This is a genomic window from Neobacillus niacini (assembly GCF_030817595.1).
GTDB classification, from domain to species: Bacteria; Bacillota; Bacilli; order Bacillales; family Cytobacillaceae; genus Neobacillus; species Neobacillus niacini_G.
In genome coordinates this window covers 3,474,562-3,488,993 of sequence record NZ_JAUSZN010000001.1, presented here as the reverse complement: position 1 = coordinate 3,488,993, position 14,432 = coordinate 3,474,562, and the positions used below count along the sequence as shown (strand labels likewise).

Sequence of the window (14,432 nt, the reverse complement as noted above, 5' to 3'; positions counted from 1 at the left end):
TTATAATTCCATCCCCTTGAAAGGGGATGGAAGGCTATATATTAAGCATTTAGCTTTGGATCTGGACTAATGATAGCTTTTTCAGTCTTAACCATTTCAGGGTAACCGTAGCTTCCATGCTCACTCATGTCAAGACCGATAATTTCTTCTTCTTCTGTAACGCGCAAACCGTTCATAACGGCTTTCATTATCGTTAATAGGATAAAAGAGACAATAAAAGCAAAAGCACCACTGCTTACAACTCCTAAGGCCTGAACTCCAAGTTGGTGTAAGCCGCCTCCGTAAAATAACCCTGGTTGACCAACTGTTGCTAATTCTGGTGTTGCAAAAAAACCTGTTGATAAAGTTCCCCAAATACCTGCTACACCGTGTACAGACAATGCTGCGATTGGATCATCAATTCTTTTGCTTTCAAAAAATCGAATGCTATAAAATACTAGGAAACCTGCAATGAACCCGATTAGGACTGCAGCCCATGTATCAACAAATGCACAAGAGGCTGTGATTGCAACTAAACCTGCTAAGGCGCCATTCAACATCATTGGGACATCCGCTTTACCCATGACAATCCAAGAAATAATCATTGCTGCGATCACACCGGCACCAGCGGCCAAATTCGTGTTAACTGCTACGAAACCAAAGAATGCACCATCAACAGATACAGTACTGCCTGCATTAAATCCAAACCAGCCAACCCATAGGAGTAATACGCTTAGTGCTGTGAATACTTGGTTGTGTCCTGCGAGATTGTTTGCTGAACCATCTTTATTGTACTTTCCAATACGAGGCTTTAGGATTAACGTAGCTGCAAATGCGGCCATTGCTCCTGTTAAGTGAACAACCGTTGAGCCTGCGAAATCTTGCTTACCATGTTCTGCTAACCAGCCGCCGCCCCAAATCCAGTGAGCAATTGGTGGATAAACAATTACGGAGAATAGTACCGCAAATACAAGATATGCTCCAAGTTTTGCTCTTTCAGCAAAACCTCCAAATGCGATGGTTAAGGAAATTCCAGCAAAAGCTAATTGGAATAAAAAGAAAACAGCTCCGGAAAGTGATAAACCTTCAATATCATATCCTGAGTAGAAGAAGTCTGAGAAACCAATCAGTGCGTTTCCTGAGCCAAAAATTAAACCGTAACCAACTGCCCAAAAAACAATGGAGCCAATACCAAATGTTAGTATTGTTTTCCCTGCAATATGTCCAGCATTCTTCATTCGGGTGGATCCAGTTTCTAGTAGAATGAAGCCTCCTATCATAAGTATAACAAGTACTGCTGCAACCATTACCCATAAACTGTTCATTAAGAATATAGTATCCATTAGTTCTCCCCCTTAAATTCATGTTAATTTTCTTAACATTCGTTGTATTTGTATTTTCACATGGATTTGAAGTGGATTCTACAATTGTGTAAGGTTTCCTAACATGATTTTTGAAAGTCTAAGTAAAATAAGTAAGTTATTCATGAATAGTAGGCAGGAGGAGAGGAAATTTAACGATATATATGTGGAGTTTTATGACAAAAAAATCCATCCTCTAAATTAAGAAGATGGTCCTTTTCGTAAACCGAATTGTGCATTCAATTGTCCTTGTATCATCTTTCGTGTAACATCATTCTGATTTTGCTTTTTCTGAGCTCGAAGCATTTCTTTTCTAATTTCATGAGTTTGAACACCATCTTCAATCTTGTTGGCAATTTCCACTAATAACTCAACGTCTGCAAAGGAATATTTTCTGCTCCCGCCAGAGGATCTTTCGGGGAAAATTAACTTTCGTTCCTCATAATAGCGTATTTGCCGCTCTGAAAGACCGGTTAGGTCTCTTACAATCCCAATTGTTATCACTTTTTTATCTTTATAAGAAGAATCATTCGCCATTTTTTTGATTTCACCACGCTCTACTGTGATTATGTTATATACCATAGTTTATGTTAATTTTCCTTACATTGATTGGATTATGACACTTGGCAGCTTCGGTTGTTTAGTTTGCTTTTTTGGGGAATGTCTTTTTGAAAATAGTTTGTAGTTCACTTAATGTGAGGGAATGTAGATCATCGTCAGAAGCGTTATAAAGACCAGACTCAATTAATCTATTAATGTAAAATAGTTTAAGTGTTTCGACTCCTTTACGCAATTGATTTGTCATGATCCTTCACTCCCTGATTATCGATTTTGAAGTGCTCTAATCAACTCATGTGCACGTGAGCCCATTTTTATCATAAGCTCTTCATACAATTCATCCCTTTGTTTATCTAATTGAAGAATCTTTTCTGCTAATTTAATATCATTCGTCCTATACATCGCCAATCTCCCCTTATCTAAACAGTATGTATCCTAAAAGTTAACGAAATAATTTGAATTTGTCAGTGATTATGTCAGAAACACTGACAAGATTTTTGATTTGTTAGAGGAAATCTTACAAATTCAAAAAGAACCAGGCTTTAACACCCTGGTTCTTACATACTTTTTAATATTCGCCATCAAATGGTGTGAATGGGAAGTTAAAGCGTCTTTCCACTTGACGCAGGCGCTGGTTGACACGTTGTAGTCGACGTTGAAGCTGGTTAACGTCACGTTGGAGTTGATTGATTTCTCTTTCCTGACGCTCATTTTGTCTTTCAAGTTGGTTGACTCTCCGCTCCAGTTGTTGTGGTTGTCTATCTGGATCATACGGGTCATATTGGTTTTGTTGTGCATACGGATCCAACTGATCATATTGATTATAATCATACTGAACTTGTGGAGCTTGATAATAGCCATAAGGATACATTGGGCAACTCTCCCTTTTAATTTAATACCATATAGATTATGTAGACATCCGCGGAGAGTGTGGGCAGGTGCCTAGAAATATGCATGACTTTATATGAAATATGAACAGAGTATAATAATTATCTTTTTAATACTATCTTTATATTACTTTTTTAGCGTATTAAAATAGTAAAGTTTTGATAATAAAATATTGAATAAGTCAACAAAAAAGGTTATAATCACCTATATTCTAAAAATTTTAAATGTTTCAAAGATTGGTTTATTAAAAAAACAATTGGGGGGTAAAAAATGAAGAAGGCAAAATATTTAGTAACGTTTTTGGTTATGGCTTTTATGTTATTTCTGACGGCATGTGGTACGAGTGAAACAAGTGGGAATGGATCGGATTCTAGTAATGAAAAGAAAACTCTCCGTGTTGTAACTGACGCAGCGTATGCACCATTTGAGTACCAGGATAAGGGTGAAATTGTAGGATTTGATATTGATTTAATTAAAGCAGTAGCGAAAGAAGCAGGATACGAAATTGATATTGCTCACACAGGCTGGGATCCAATATTCGTTGAATTAGAGAAGAAAATTGCCGATATTGGGATTTCGTCGATTACCATAAATGATGATAGAAAGAAAACATATGATTTTTCTGTACCATACTTCTTATCTACAAATAAGATAATGGTTCCAGAGGGCAGTCCTATCAAAAGTGCAGAAGATTTGAAGGATAAAACTGTTGCTGTTCAAAATGCAACAACTGGGCAGGAAGCGGTTGAAGGACTGCTTGGCAAAAACAGCGACCAAATTAAAAAGTTTGAAAACAACAACTTAGCAATTATGGAGCTTAAGGCTGGAGGAGCAGACGCAGTTGTTGCGGATAACACAGTAATTGAGGAATACGCAAAAAATAATCCAAATGATAAATTTGTCATCATTGAAGATAAGGACGCATTTGCCCAAGAGTTTTACGGATTAATGTTTTCGAAGGGAAGTAAGATAAAAGCTGATTTTGATAAAGCTCTAAACGAAGTGTTTGATAATGGAACATATGCAAAAATCTACAATAAATGGTTTAAGGTAGATCCAGACGTACAATTGCTGAAAGACCAACAATAATAACAAAAATTGCGTAACTCTTGAAAACTAGAAGTTACGCAATTTTTGGTTTCGTACCTAGTCTTACATAATTTAACAGAGGGTAAAGGTATTATAGGAGGAGATTATGGATATTCAGTGGAATATTTTAGCGGAATACGCACCCTTTTTTCTTAAAGGGACACTGCTAACAATTGGACTATCATTAGCTGGTATTTTAATAGGGACAATACTTGGTTTATTTATCGGATTAGGAAAAATGATGAAAAATAAATTGCTGTCATTTCCTTTTGGTTTGTATATCACTTTGTTCCGTGGCACACCAATGCTTGTACAAATTATGTTAATTCATTTTGCAGTAGTACCTCTATTTACAGGTGGTACAAATGGTATTGCAGCAGCGATTCTGACTCTTTCATTGAACTCTGCGGCATACATAGCGGAAATTTTTCGCGCAGGAATTCAATCGATTGATAAAGGGCAGATGGAAGCAGCCCGTTCTCTTGGTATGACGCATGTACAAGCTATGCGTTATGTGATCCTTCCACAAGCGTTTAAACGAATGATTCCGCCGTTAGGTAATGAATTTATCGTCCTAATTAAAGAATCTTCACTTGCATCGTTAGTGGCAGCCCCAGAACTCATGTATTGGGGACGAGCTATGCAGGGACAATATTTCCGTGTTTGGGAGCCTTATATTACGGCAGCGCTTATTTACCTTGTTTTAACGCTTTCTTTAAGTTACGTATTAAGCCGTCTTGAAAGGAGGTTAGCAACAGAATGATCGAAGTGAAAAATTTAAAAAAATCATTTGGAGCAAATGTGGTGCTTAAGGATATTAATGTTACCGTTAAGCCCCAAGAGGTTGTAGTTGTTATTGGTCCATCTGGTTCTGGTAAATCTACTTTCCTGCGATGTATAAATCTTTTAGAATCAATAACAGAAGGACATGTCTATATTGAAGGTATAGATATTACTGATAAAAAATCAGATATTAATAAAGTACGGACCGAGGTGGGGATGGTGTTTCAGCAGTTTAACCTTTTCCCGCATAAAAAGGTCATCGAAAATATTATGCTCGCCCCAATGAAGGTTAGAAATGTATCAGCTGAGCAAGCGAGAAAAAAAGGTTTAGAGCTTTTAAGAAAAGTAGGATTAGAGGATAAAGCTGAGGCGTATCCTGATTCTCTATCAGGTGGACAAAAGCAGCGTGTCGCGATTGCAAGGGCGCTTGCAATGGAACCAAAAATCATGTTATTTGATGAACCAACCTCAGCACTTGACCCTGAAATGGTTGGAGAGGTCCTAGAGGTCATGAAACAACTTGCTAAAGAGGGAATGACGATGGTGGTCGTCACACATGAAATGGGATTTGCAAAAGAAGTAGGTGACCGCGTCATTTTTATGGACGGCGGACTTATCGTTGAAGAAAATACCCCAACTGAATTATTTGATCATCCAAGGGAATCTCGGACTATAGCCTTTTTGAGTAAGGTTTTATAAAAACAGGAAGGCTCTATGCCTCCTGTTTTTTGCTATTTTCTATATTTCAAAATCAAACACGTCGACAATCTTATCTGCTTTTATACGATTTTGGCAAAGTCTAAATAGTTGATCAATGAATCCTTCTATGTCTAAAGGAGAGGCAGGAATTTTGATAGTTACTTTTCTTGAGCCAAACATTTGCTTGAAATAGGCTTTTCTTTGATCGTTTTTTCCGTCACGTTTTAAAGGATTGTACATCCACGTGATATGCGGGATGCCATCTATTTCTTCAATAACTTTCAGTTCCGCTGCGGTGGTTGATTTATTATGCAGGTAAATGACTAAATAATAGTTGTCATTGCGGTGCCAATCGATGAATAAAAAATAGTAGCTAGTATCACTGTCGAGAGAAGTAATTTCAAATCCTGCCTCAGTTTGTTTACCATTTGTCCATTGATGAAAACCAGGTAATGTTCCATTTACTGTGTCTATTATTTTAATATCATATTTGGCCGTTCTTGACTTTTTAATCAAATCTGCTAAAAATACAGCTTCAATCTTTTTCAAAGTAAATGCTCCTTGTGGTAGATTGGCAAAAAGTAGAAGTTTAATTGAAAGTATTGTATCCTAAATGAAATATAATTGAAACCAGAATAAAAAAATCGTTTGGTAGAATTGACATAATTGGGACTAAAAATGAGTCCGTAGTTCGTATTATATAAAGGAATAATTCTGCCTCTTTTCCATATGATGACAAAAGAAGTGGTGGTAATTGGAGGGACAGTCATGACGTTAGAGAGTCAGTTAATTAACAAATCGTATTATCAAATGTATATAAATGAGCATGAGGATGTACAGCCGGTACGTGTTTTAGGTGATGCATATCAGGAAGAGCTTCAAAAAGATCTGCCTAATTTAACATCTATTCGCTTTGCCCAAGGTGAAATTTACTTTCATAATCGGGACTTTGAAGCAGCTATTTTTAAATGGGAGAATATTACTGGAGAACTTGAATTATGGGCTAGGAAAAATATTGCCGATGCCTACTATGAATCAGGTCTTCTCTCAAACGCAGAGGATCTTTATCTTTCAATTGAAACCAATAATCTTACATTGAAGACAGAAGTGGCTCTGCAGCTTTTTTCACTCTACATTGATCGGGGGAAGCGTGAGGAAGCAGTTGAGATAATTAAAAGAACGATTGATTCAAACCCAGATTACCCAAATTTGACTGTTATTGCACGGTCCTATTTTGAGGATCAGCAGGATTGGAATAATGCGATCGAGCTGGCCGTAAATGAAGCGAAACGTACAGGTTTTATCGATTGGTTTGAAACTGTAAATACGTATGTAAATAAAAACCTTACAAAAAACTATAATCCAAATTACTTTATACAAGCAATCTTTGAATTGTATAGCTTAGACAAGAATAAGTTTGAAGAGCTTACAACTTCCCTTTGGAAAAATTACAAAGACGATGATTCATATTTTACATGGCTGAGAGAGGTAAATCATCTACTATTAAATCTCGATATAAGCCGAGATTATCATTTTGAATCTCTTTCAGAGCTGCATTATCAAACTTATTTTCATTTAATCAATGGAGACTATTCCATTAAAACGCTGGAAGATCTAGTACCAGACCTTTTAACCAATTGGCTGCGATTATCTGTTCCGAAGCATACAGTCATAGTATCTGCTTCGGTATTGTCATGGAATGAGCTTTTTCCAACAAGTATAAGCATGTCAATTGTCAGTGAGGCTGAAAATCTTATTGGTGAAACAGATAGTAATATTGACGAGTTAGAAGAGAGTTTAAGTCTCTTTGAGGCGATCATTAGTTGGGCAAAGGCAAATGATATGGGTGAAAATAACCACCTAAACTGGATGGTTCAACAATTAAATGATTTTGACACCCATCACCTATATATTACAGGCTTAAGTGGAAGTGGTAAGTCTACTTTCGTTAATACAATATTGGGTGAAGAAATTCAGGATAGCCCAACGTCATCACTCATAATGTTTAAAGACTTTGAGGACCTAAATATTTATGAAATAACTGATCATGAAACTATTAAACTCGACAATTTTACGCATTTTCAAGAGCGAATGGATCGACGTCGGAATGCACTTGAGTCAATTATCGAATTTCAACAGCCATTTCCATTTTTGTATGAGCAAAAGCTTGCATTAATTGAAACGCCAGGATTAAAAGGCAGTTATCAAGAGCGGTATGAAGTACTGCAATATATTCAAATGGCCGATACGCTATTATTTGTCTTAGATGCAAATGCCCCATTTACGGAGTTAGAGAAGGGTGTTCTTTCACAAATTAATGAGCTTGCACCGGATATTCCTGTCCACTTTCTCTTAAATAAAATGGATACCATTGTTAATGAACAGAACGCAATCAGAATTTTCGATGAAACAAAGTCGAAGATTCAGTCTTACTTACCTGAGGCACAGGTATTTGCCTACTCCTCCCAGTACGAAAGAGGACAGCAATTAGTTGAATTAAAGGGCTTTATCCAATCAATCAAGGATACTAGAAACATAGCAGATAAGCGCTTGGCTAAGCTTTTATTCTTCATACGGACTACAATTTCCAGGCTGCTGCAAAAGAGAATTGATGTTGAGAATCAATTAATTGAGTCGGTCCGCTGGAATGAAGAAGTTGTAATGAAACTAAATGGAGCTCTTAATCAAGTAAAGGACGCTGAGGCGCAAAAAATCAAAGCGATCACAAGGTCTTACCGTGGCATCAAGGAAAGCATCCAAAATGAAATTTCTATCGAAGTACCAAAAATACTTCAGGAATGTTCGGATTTAATCAAAGAAGACAGCAACATTAGTACGATCCATATCGAGCTAAATGATGTGATGAACAATAGAATACAAGATTTCCTGGAGCGAAGTGTAATGCCGAAATATTATTCATCACTTCAAGAATGGATTACCAAGAGTAAAGAGGAATTCGAGCAAGGACAGGAATTTTTAGATGAGATGGCAGAAGGTTTAAATAGCTTATATGGGGAAGAGCGAATTAGGACAGAATGTGACTTTAAAGTACTGGATGATTGGCATCGGGATACGGATAGAATGACGAGCCGATTCCAATTAGAAAAGGTAAATATCTTACTTCGCAATACCCCTTCACAGTTCTTATTAAAAAGTGCTGGAAAGCTTTTTGGGGCATTATCTCAAAATAATGCGATGCTTTATAATAAATATAAAGCCTTTGTGAAAAATGATAGCTATTCTGAATCAACTGAGATTGTTATTGAACGCTTTTTCCAGCAGTTTGAACTCTTTGAAAAATCACTGGAAAGAGACATTACGTTGTTCTTCAGACAGCCACTGAAGACCCTTAATGAAGCAATTGAAGAATCACTTTCTCAAATATCGACAAATCAAGATATTTTGAAAAAGATGAATACGAACCCAGAAATGTTCCGTGATCCGTTGACGCTATTTGAAGTTAGACTACGTCAATTCGAATGGGCCACTATTGCAGGCAAGGGTGTAAACACAATTTATTAATAAAATAAGGGGTGCCTCCGTTTATATGAGGCACCCTTTACTATTATACGAAAGCAGCAATAATGATTCCCATAATCGTCAAGGCCACTACGTGATAGCCTGCACTAATGAAGAATAAAGTGTAGTTACGATTCTCAAAGAAAGTAGGTGATAATTCTCTAAATGCAGCAATTAAACCAATCAGAAATCCGAATAAAGCTCCATCTAAAATCGTCACTGTATCTAATAACTGAATAAAAAGTGAAAGAACAACTGCAGTGAAAATTCCTCCGAGTGTGGTTAATCCGTATCCCACATAGGCTCCTTTTGGGTCAATATCCTCCATTTTCTTACCTAGAGCTTTTACCCAAATGTTAGAAAAAAGAATAGGAGAATACCAGAGTGCTCCGATCACCATATTGGCTACAACCGCTAGAATGATGGCTAATATACTTATATTTGTGAACTCCAATCCAATTACCCCTTTTGTATTCCTATTTTTGGTGAATTATATCATGATATTTTTATTAAAACAAAATTCCTATAGAACTTGTTTAAAAGAAAGGGCTGCTATTAGAAATAGTGGAGCCCAAGTATCTACAAGCCTTTTTCCTCAAGCAATTTGAGCAATAGATCTGGTCGATTTGTCAAAATACCGTCAGCCCCTGCGTCAATCAATTTTTCCATGGTTTTTGGGTCATCAATCGTCCAGTAGTGAATTTCCAATCCAAGACGGTGTGCCCCATCAATTAACCTTTGGTCTGTTAAATCAAAGCCGCTGTCCTCGACAGGGAGTTGGAAAGCATCGACTGTTGGTACATAAAGATTTCGCAGGAAGAATTTATGGAAGACAACAAAGCTTTTAACCTCTTGTCTGCCAGCTGAAATGGCGACACGACCTTTTGCATACTTTTCAAATGTTTGGAGTATTTTTTGGTCAAATGAACCAATAATAATTTTTTCTTCCATTTGATATTTTTCGGTGAGGTCCCATAATTTCGAAGCAATTTCATCCATTCTTTCAGGCGGGTTATCATCTTTTATTTCTATTTCTATTTTCATGTCATTGAATGTTTGAAACATCTCTTCGACCGTTGGGATATAGACACCGTTACCACGGAAACTATAATTGCCTTCTAAGTCTTTAAAATGGTACCCTGCATCAAGCGATTGAAGTTCCGCTAAAGTAAGGTCTGCTACATTGCCCTTTCCGTTGGTTGTCCGGTCAACACTTGGGTCATGAATCGTAACTAAATGACCATCCTTGGTAATATGTATATCCGTTTCAAGGACATCGACTCCCATGTCAGCGGCATTTCTAAAGGCAGCCATTGTATTGGAAGGTGCCAACAACTCACCGCCTTGGTGAGCAATGACTAATGGACGAGTATGATTAAAGAAGCTTTTCTGTTTGATTGGTTTGACTGGAAATAAATTAGTGACTAACAGGAAAATGGCAATAGCCGCAACCATCATTTTTAAAGTTAGCAAGACTGTTTTCTTTCTCCTCGATTTCTCTATTGTGGCGTGTTGCATAATAGTGCTCCTCTACTAATAGCCTTTAGAAAAATTTACATGATTAACCGAAGGTTGGTTACCGGAAATATAGTTTTTTAAGTTTGGAAGTAGGACATTTTCAATTACTCTTTGATTATAATGTTCTGTTGAACCCGCAATGTGCGGAGTAATAATTACATTTTCCATTTCCCATAATGGACTATCCCCGCTTAATGGTTCCTGTTCAAATACATCCAAACCTGCTCCCGCAATGATCCCGTTCTGTAATGCTCTAATCAGGTGGTCTTCAACTACAATTTCACCACGCCCGATATTGATAAAGAAAACAGAAGGTTTCATAAGATCGAATTTTTTAGAATCAAATAAGTGTTTGGTGTCTTTGGTTAGTGGAAGTGTGACAACTACATAATCACAGTTTGGGAGCACCACATCTACTTGATCTGTGGAGTACATTTCATCGACATATTCCTGTGGTTTTCCAGAATGGCGAACCCCTAGTACCTTCATACCAAAGGCTTTAGCAATCTTTGCGGTTTCCTTGCCAATGGCTCCAACACCAATAATTCCAATCGTTTTTTCGTGCATTTCTAGTTTAATGCCGGAATGGTGCCATTTCTTTTCTTGTTGATTTTTCACATATGTATGGATTTTTCTTGTTAAACCTAGCATTAATGCAAAGATACTTTCAGATATAGGATAAGCATGCACGCCATTAGCGCTTGTTACAGTGATGTTCTTGGATTCAAGGGATTCAAGCGGCAAGCTATCAACACCCGCACTCCAGGTTTGGAGCCACTTAAGCTTTGACTGGGGAGCAAGACACTCTTCTTCCATTCCTTTTTTCCAGCCTGCAATAATTTCAGCGTCATGTAAATGTTCCTGCCAAATATCTCTATCATTACCTGCAATGATTGTCCAATCAGGGATTATTTCTTTTATCTGTTCTATTAAATTCTGATGTAAATGATGGGTAATAACGATTTTTCTCTTTTGCATATACTTCCTCCATTTGCCTTCATATTACATATATTTATGATACCTGAATTCGCTAAAAAAGGTAACGATTACAAAAGAAAAATAGCGAAAGCGAGACTAAATTCGTATTTTTATTTCTACTGTTCTGTGCTATTATTTAGTGATACGAAATAAATTAAATTTTTCCTCTCGATAGGGGTGTTACTTTGAAAGAACGTTTGTGGACTAAATCTTTTATTATGTTGATGGTTGGGAATCTGTTTGTATTTATGTCCTTCCAAATGCTTATACCAACCTTACCGCCTTACATAAAATCCATAGGTGCAAGCGGGCTGGAAATTGGCTTGGTTACGGCATTGTTTTCAATAGGTGCTGTGCTCATTAGACCGTTTATTGGATTCATGCTTGAATACAAACATAGAAAACATCTCGTATTAATTGGAGCAGTCATTCTTTTCGCTATTACAATACTATATCCACTCTCTAGCATTGTCGTGGTATTTCTTTTTATTCGTTTTGTGCATGGACTTGCGTGGGGTTGGTCAACTACCGTGAATGGTACAGCAGCAGTGGACGCCATTCCATTTTCTCGGCTTGGTGAAGGCATGGGGTACTTCGGGCTGTCAAATACAATTGCCTATATTATTGCTCCTAGTCTAGGAATCTTCTTATACAATGTCACTACATTTACAAATCTAATTGTTATTTCAAGCATCTTAGGTTTTATTTCGGTAGTGCTGCTTGCACTCGTACACTATCGAACACCTGAAGCGGTTATAAAGACAAAAAGAGAGAACCTTAAATTCTCCTACCTTGGTTCATTAGTAGAGAAATCGAGCTGGTATCCAGCTTTTATTACCTTCATTATTTGTCTTGGTTATGGTTCAGTCTCTACCTTTATAGTCATCTTTGGAGAGGAAAAAGGCATTGACCAAATCTTTTTATTCTATATTCTTAATGCCATAGTTGCAACGGTGGCTAGACCCATTACAGGAAAATGGTTTGATGAAAAAGGACCGATTGCAATGATATTTATCTGTATCTTCGCTACCTTTATTGGGCTGTGGATCCTGTCTTATGCACAAACCAATTTTATGCTAGCTGCAGCAGGTGGACTGTTTGGTATCGGATTTGGCTGTGCATTGCCTATCTTGCAATCCTGGACCCTATCCATTACACCCGAAAATCGTAGAGGTGTGGCGAATGGGATGTTCTTTTCAGCCATTGATTTAGGAATTGGCTTAAGCGGAATGATTTTCGGTGCAATCGCACTGTTCACTGATACTGAAAATCTTTTCCGAATAAGTAGCCTATTTTTAATTATAGCCATCGTTTTAACTATGGCAGAGGTCAGGAAAAGAAGAGTTACTCCGAAGGAAAGAACTGTATCATAAACGAAAGGTCAGGTCCTCTAATGAAGAGAGGGGCTGACCTTTTTAAATGAAAGTAGTAAATAATTTCCTGTTAAAATATTCTAAATATTCTACATATTTGTTACAATAAGTTGGGGTGATTTTTTTATTAAGAGGAGGAAAACAAGAATGAATATCGGTAGTCTTTTATCTCATAATGCCAGGAAGTACCCAGAATTATTAGCCATCGAATGTGAAGGACGCAGTTATACCTACCGAAAATTTAATGAAGAAGTAAATAAACTTGCACATGGTCTACTAAAAATGGGGATCAATAAGGGTGATAAAATTGCCTTGATGATGAAAAACTCTGAACACTATGTTTTCACCTTTTTTGCTATCGCTAAAATCGGTGCAGTTGCAGTACCCGTTAATTTTCGATTAACCTCCTCCGAAGTTCACTACATACTACAGCAATCAGAAGCAAAGTTAGTGGTTTGTGATCTTGAATTTGAAGAAATCATTACCACAGCAAAAGAGGATAGTGATGTTCGGGAGGTGATTACCATCGGCGAACCACGAACACTTGGCTACCTCTCGTATGAAAGCGCTTTATCCACTAATGAAATTGAACCCGAAGTGGAGGTTTCTGAAGAAGATGATTTAGAAATCTTATATACCTCAGGAACAACAGGGCGGCCGAAAGGAGCATTGTTTGATCATAAGAGGATTTTTAATGTAGGAATTTCTGTAACCATCAATATGGGATTGCGTCCACATGAGCGTATCCTTCATGTAGCACCACTTTTCCACTCTGCACAGTTAAATCTTTTCCTTATTGCAGGTGTTGCCTTAGGGGCGGCGCATATCATTCATCGTGATTTCCATCCAGTCAAAACGCTTCAAACCATTCAAGAACATAAAATAACCCATTTCTTTGGTGTTCCAGCCATGTTTAATTTCATTTTACAAGTTCCCAATGCAGCAGATTACGATTTATCCTCCATCAAAAGATGTGGTTATGGTGCAGCACCGATGGCACCTGAGTTAGTAAAGAAGAGTATTCAATTGTTTAAAACCGATCAATTTTATAATCTTTGTGGCTTAACTGAAGGCGGACCTGGTGGAATCCTTCTCGATCCAGAGGGTCATAAGCTTCATTTAGGCAAGGGAGGAAAACCTATCTTTTTAACAGAGACGCGTGTGGTCGACGAACAAGGAAATGACGTAAAACCGGGTGTAGTCGGTGAATTCATTATTAAAAGCCCGATGGTAATGAAAGAGTACTATAAAAAGCCAGAAGAAACGAAGAGCACCATAAAAAATGGCTGGCTTTATACCGGGGACTTAGCAGCGATTGATGAGGAAGCCTATATCACCCTTGTTGATCGTAAAAAGGACATGATTATTACCGGCGGTGAAAATGTTTATTCTGTTGAAGTAGAAGGAGTTCTTTTTGAGCATCCTAGTGTACTTGATGCTGCTATTATTGGGCTGCCTGATGATACATGGGTTGAGGCCGTTTGTGCCATCATTGTTCCAAAAGAGGGAACCGTCATAAATGAGGAGGAGCTAAAAAACTTCTGCCGTCAGAAGCTAGCTGGCTACAAGGTTCCAAGAAGAATCTTTGTGGAACAACAGCTGCCAAGAAACGCTTCTGGGAAAATATTAAAATATCAGCTTCGTCAAAAATTGAATCAAGTCAATGCTTAGCAGGTAAGCGGTACTA

Annotated in this window: 15 protein-coding genes; 6 read left to right on the top strand and 9 right to left on the bottom strand. The window is 37.5% G+C overall.

Annotated elements, in window-relative coordinates; genetic code table 11:
- Nucleotides 1-41: 41 nt before the first annotated feature.
- The 5 genes from QFZ31_RS16640 to QFZ31_RS16620 form a co-directional block, all read right to left on the bottom strand.
- Nucleotides 42-1,322, bottom strand: a complete 1,281-nt coding sequence (locus QFZ31_RS16640) for an ammonium transporter (RefSeq protein ID WP_307304649.1) — start codon at nt 1,320-1,322, stop codon at nt 42-44.
- 219 nt (nt 1,323-1,541) lie between these two features.
- Nucleotides 1,542-1,877 (bottom strand): MerR family transcriptional regulator, encoded by a 336-nt coding sequence (locus QFZ31_RS16635; protein ID WP_179602541.1) that lies wholly within the window; start codon nt 1,875-1,877, stop codon nt 1,542-1,544.
- A 103-nt stretch (nt 1,878-1,980) separates the two neighbouring features.
- Nucleotides 1,981-2,145 carry a Fur-regulated basic protein FbpA gene (locus QFZ31_RS16630; protein ID WP_306075711.1) on the bottom strand — a complete coding sequence of 55 codons (165 nt, stop codon included), beginning with the start codon at nt 2,143-2,145 and terminating at the stop codon, nt 1,981-1,983.
- Nucleotides 2,146-2,162: 17 nt separating this feature from the next.
- Entirely contained in the window at nt 2,163-2,300 is a 138-nt protein-coding gene (locus QFZ31_RS16625; protein WP_307304643.1) for a hypothetical protein, read from the bottom strand.
- Nucleotides 2,301-2,466: 166 nt separating this feature from the next.
- Nucleotides 2,467-2,769 (bottom strand): hypothetical protein, encoded by a 303-nt coding sequence (locus tag QFZ31_RS16620; protein ID WP_307304639.1) that lies wholly within the window; start codon nt 2,767-2,769, stop codon nt 2,467-2,469.
- 287 nt (nt 2,770-3,056) lie between these two features.
- On the opposite strand from QFZ31_RS16620, the gene QFZ31_RS16615 reads away from it, so the two are divergent.
- The 3 genes from QFZ31_RS16615 (at nt 3,057) to QFZ31_RS16605 (ending at nt 5,357) form a co-directional block, all read left to right on the top strand.
- A complete protein-coding gene (locus QFZ31_RS16615) occupies nt 3,057-3,875 on the top strand; it encodes a basic amino acid ABC transporter substrate-binding protein (RefSeq protein ID WP_307304636.1) in 819 nt (272 codons plus the stop codon).
- A gap of 106 nt (nt 3,876-3,981) precedes the next feature.
- Nucleotides 3,982-4,638: an amino acid ABC transporter permease gene (locus QFZ31_RS16610; RefSeq protein ID WP_307304632.1), complete on the top strand. Its 657-nt coding sequence runs from the start codon at nt 3,982-3,984 to the stop codon at nt 4,636-4,638.
- A complete protein-coding gene (locus QFZ31_RS16605) occupies nt 4,635-5,357 on the top strand; it encodes an amino acid ABC transporter ATP-binding protein (RefSeq protein WP_307304629.1) in 723 nt (240 codons plus the stop codon). Before QFZ31_RS16610 ends, QFZ31_RS16605 begins: the two co-directional genes overlap by 4 nt.
- Before the next feature lie 39 nt (nt 5,358-5,396).
- On the opposite strand, the gene QFZ31_RS16600 is transcribed toward QFZ31_RS16605, so the two are convergent.
- A complete protein-coding gene (locus QFZ31_RS16600) occupies nt 5,397-5,906 on the bottom strand; it encodes a hypothetical protein (RefSeq protein ID WP_307304626.1) in 510 nt (169 codons plus the stop codon).
- 219 nt (nt 5,907-6,125) lie between these two features.
- Here QFZ31_RS16600 and QFZ31_RS16595 point away from each other — a divergent pair, with 219 nt between their 5' ends.
- Nucleotides 6,126-8,879, top strand: coding sequence for a dynamin family protein (locus tag QFZ31_RS16595; RefSeq protein ID WP_307304623.1), 2,754 nt, complete (start codon nt 6,126-6,128; stop codon nt 8,877-8,879).
- Nucleotides 8,880-8,922: 43 nt separating this feature from the next.
- Here the strand turns inward: QFZ31_RS16595 and QFZ31_RS16590 are convergent, their stop codons facing one another.
- From QFZ31_RS16590 to QFZ31_RS16580, 3 genes are all read right to left on the bottom strand, one after another.
- Complete coding sequence (locus tag QFZ31_RS16590; RefSeq protein ID WP_179602462.1) at nt 8,923-9,330, bottom strand: DUF1761 domain-containing protein; 408 nt, start codon at nt 9,328-9,330, stop codon at nt 8,923-8,925.
- Nucleotides 9,331-9,455: 125 nt separating this feature from the next.
- On the bottom strand, nt 9,456-10,394 hold the full coding sequence (locus QFZ31_RS16585) for a glycerophosphodiester phosphodiesterase (protein ID WP_307304614.1): 939 nt from the start codon (nt 10,392-10,394) through the stop codon (nt 9,456-9,458).
- A gap of 15 nt (nt 10,395-10,409) precedes the next feature.
- Nucleotides 10,410-11,372, bottom strand: a complete 963-nt coding sequence (locus QFZ31_RS16580; protein ID WP_307304610.1) for a D-2-hydroxyacid dehydrogenase — start codon at nt 11,370-11,372, stop codon at nt 10,410-10,412.
- A gap of 185 nt (nt 11,373-11,557) precedes the next feature.
- Here QFZ31_RS16580 and QFZ31_RS16575 point away from each other — a divergent pair, with 185 nt between their 5' ends.
- Together QFZ31_RS16575 and QFZ31_RS16570 are read left to right on the top strand one after the other, a co-directional pair.
- The gene (locus QFZ31_RS16575) at nt 11,558-12,745 is read left to right on the top strand and encodes an MFS transporter (RefSeq protein WP_307304606.1); all 1,188 of its coding nucleotides are present in this window, start codon (nt 11,558-11,560) and stop codon (nt 12,743-12,745) included.
- 147 nt (nt 12,746-12,892) lie between these two features.
- The gene (locus tag QFZ31_RS16570; RefSeq protein WP_307304601.1) at nt 12,893-14,416 is read left to right on the top strand and encodes an acyl-CoA synthetase; all 1,524 of its coding nucleotides are present in this window, start codon (nt 12,893-12,895) and stop codon (nt 14,414-14,416) included.
- Nucleotides 14,417-14,432: the final 16 nt, after the last annotated feature.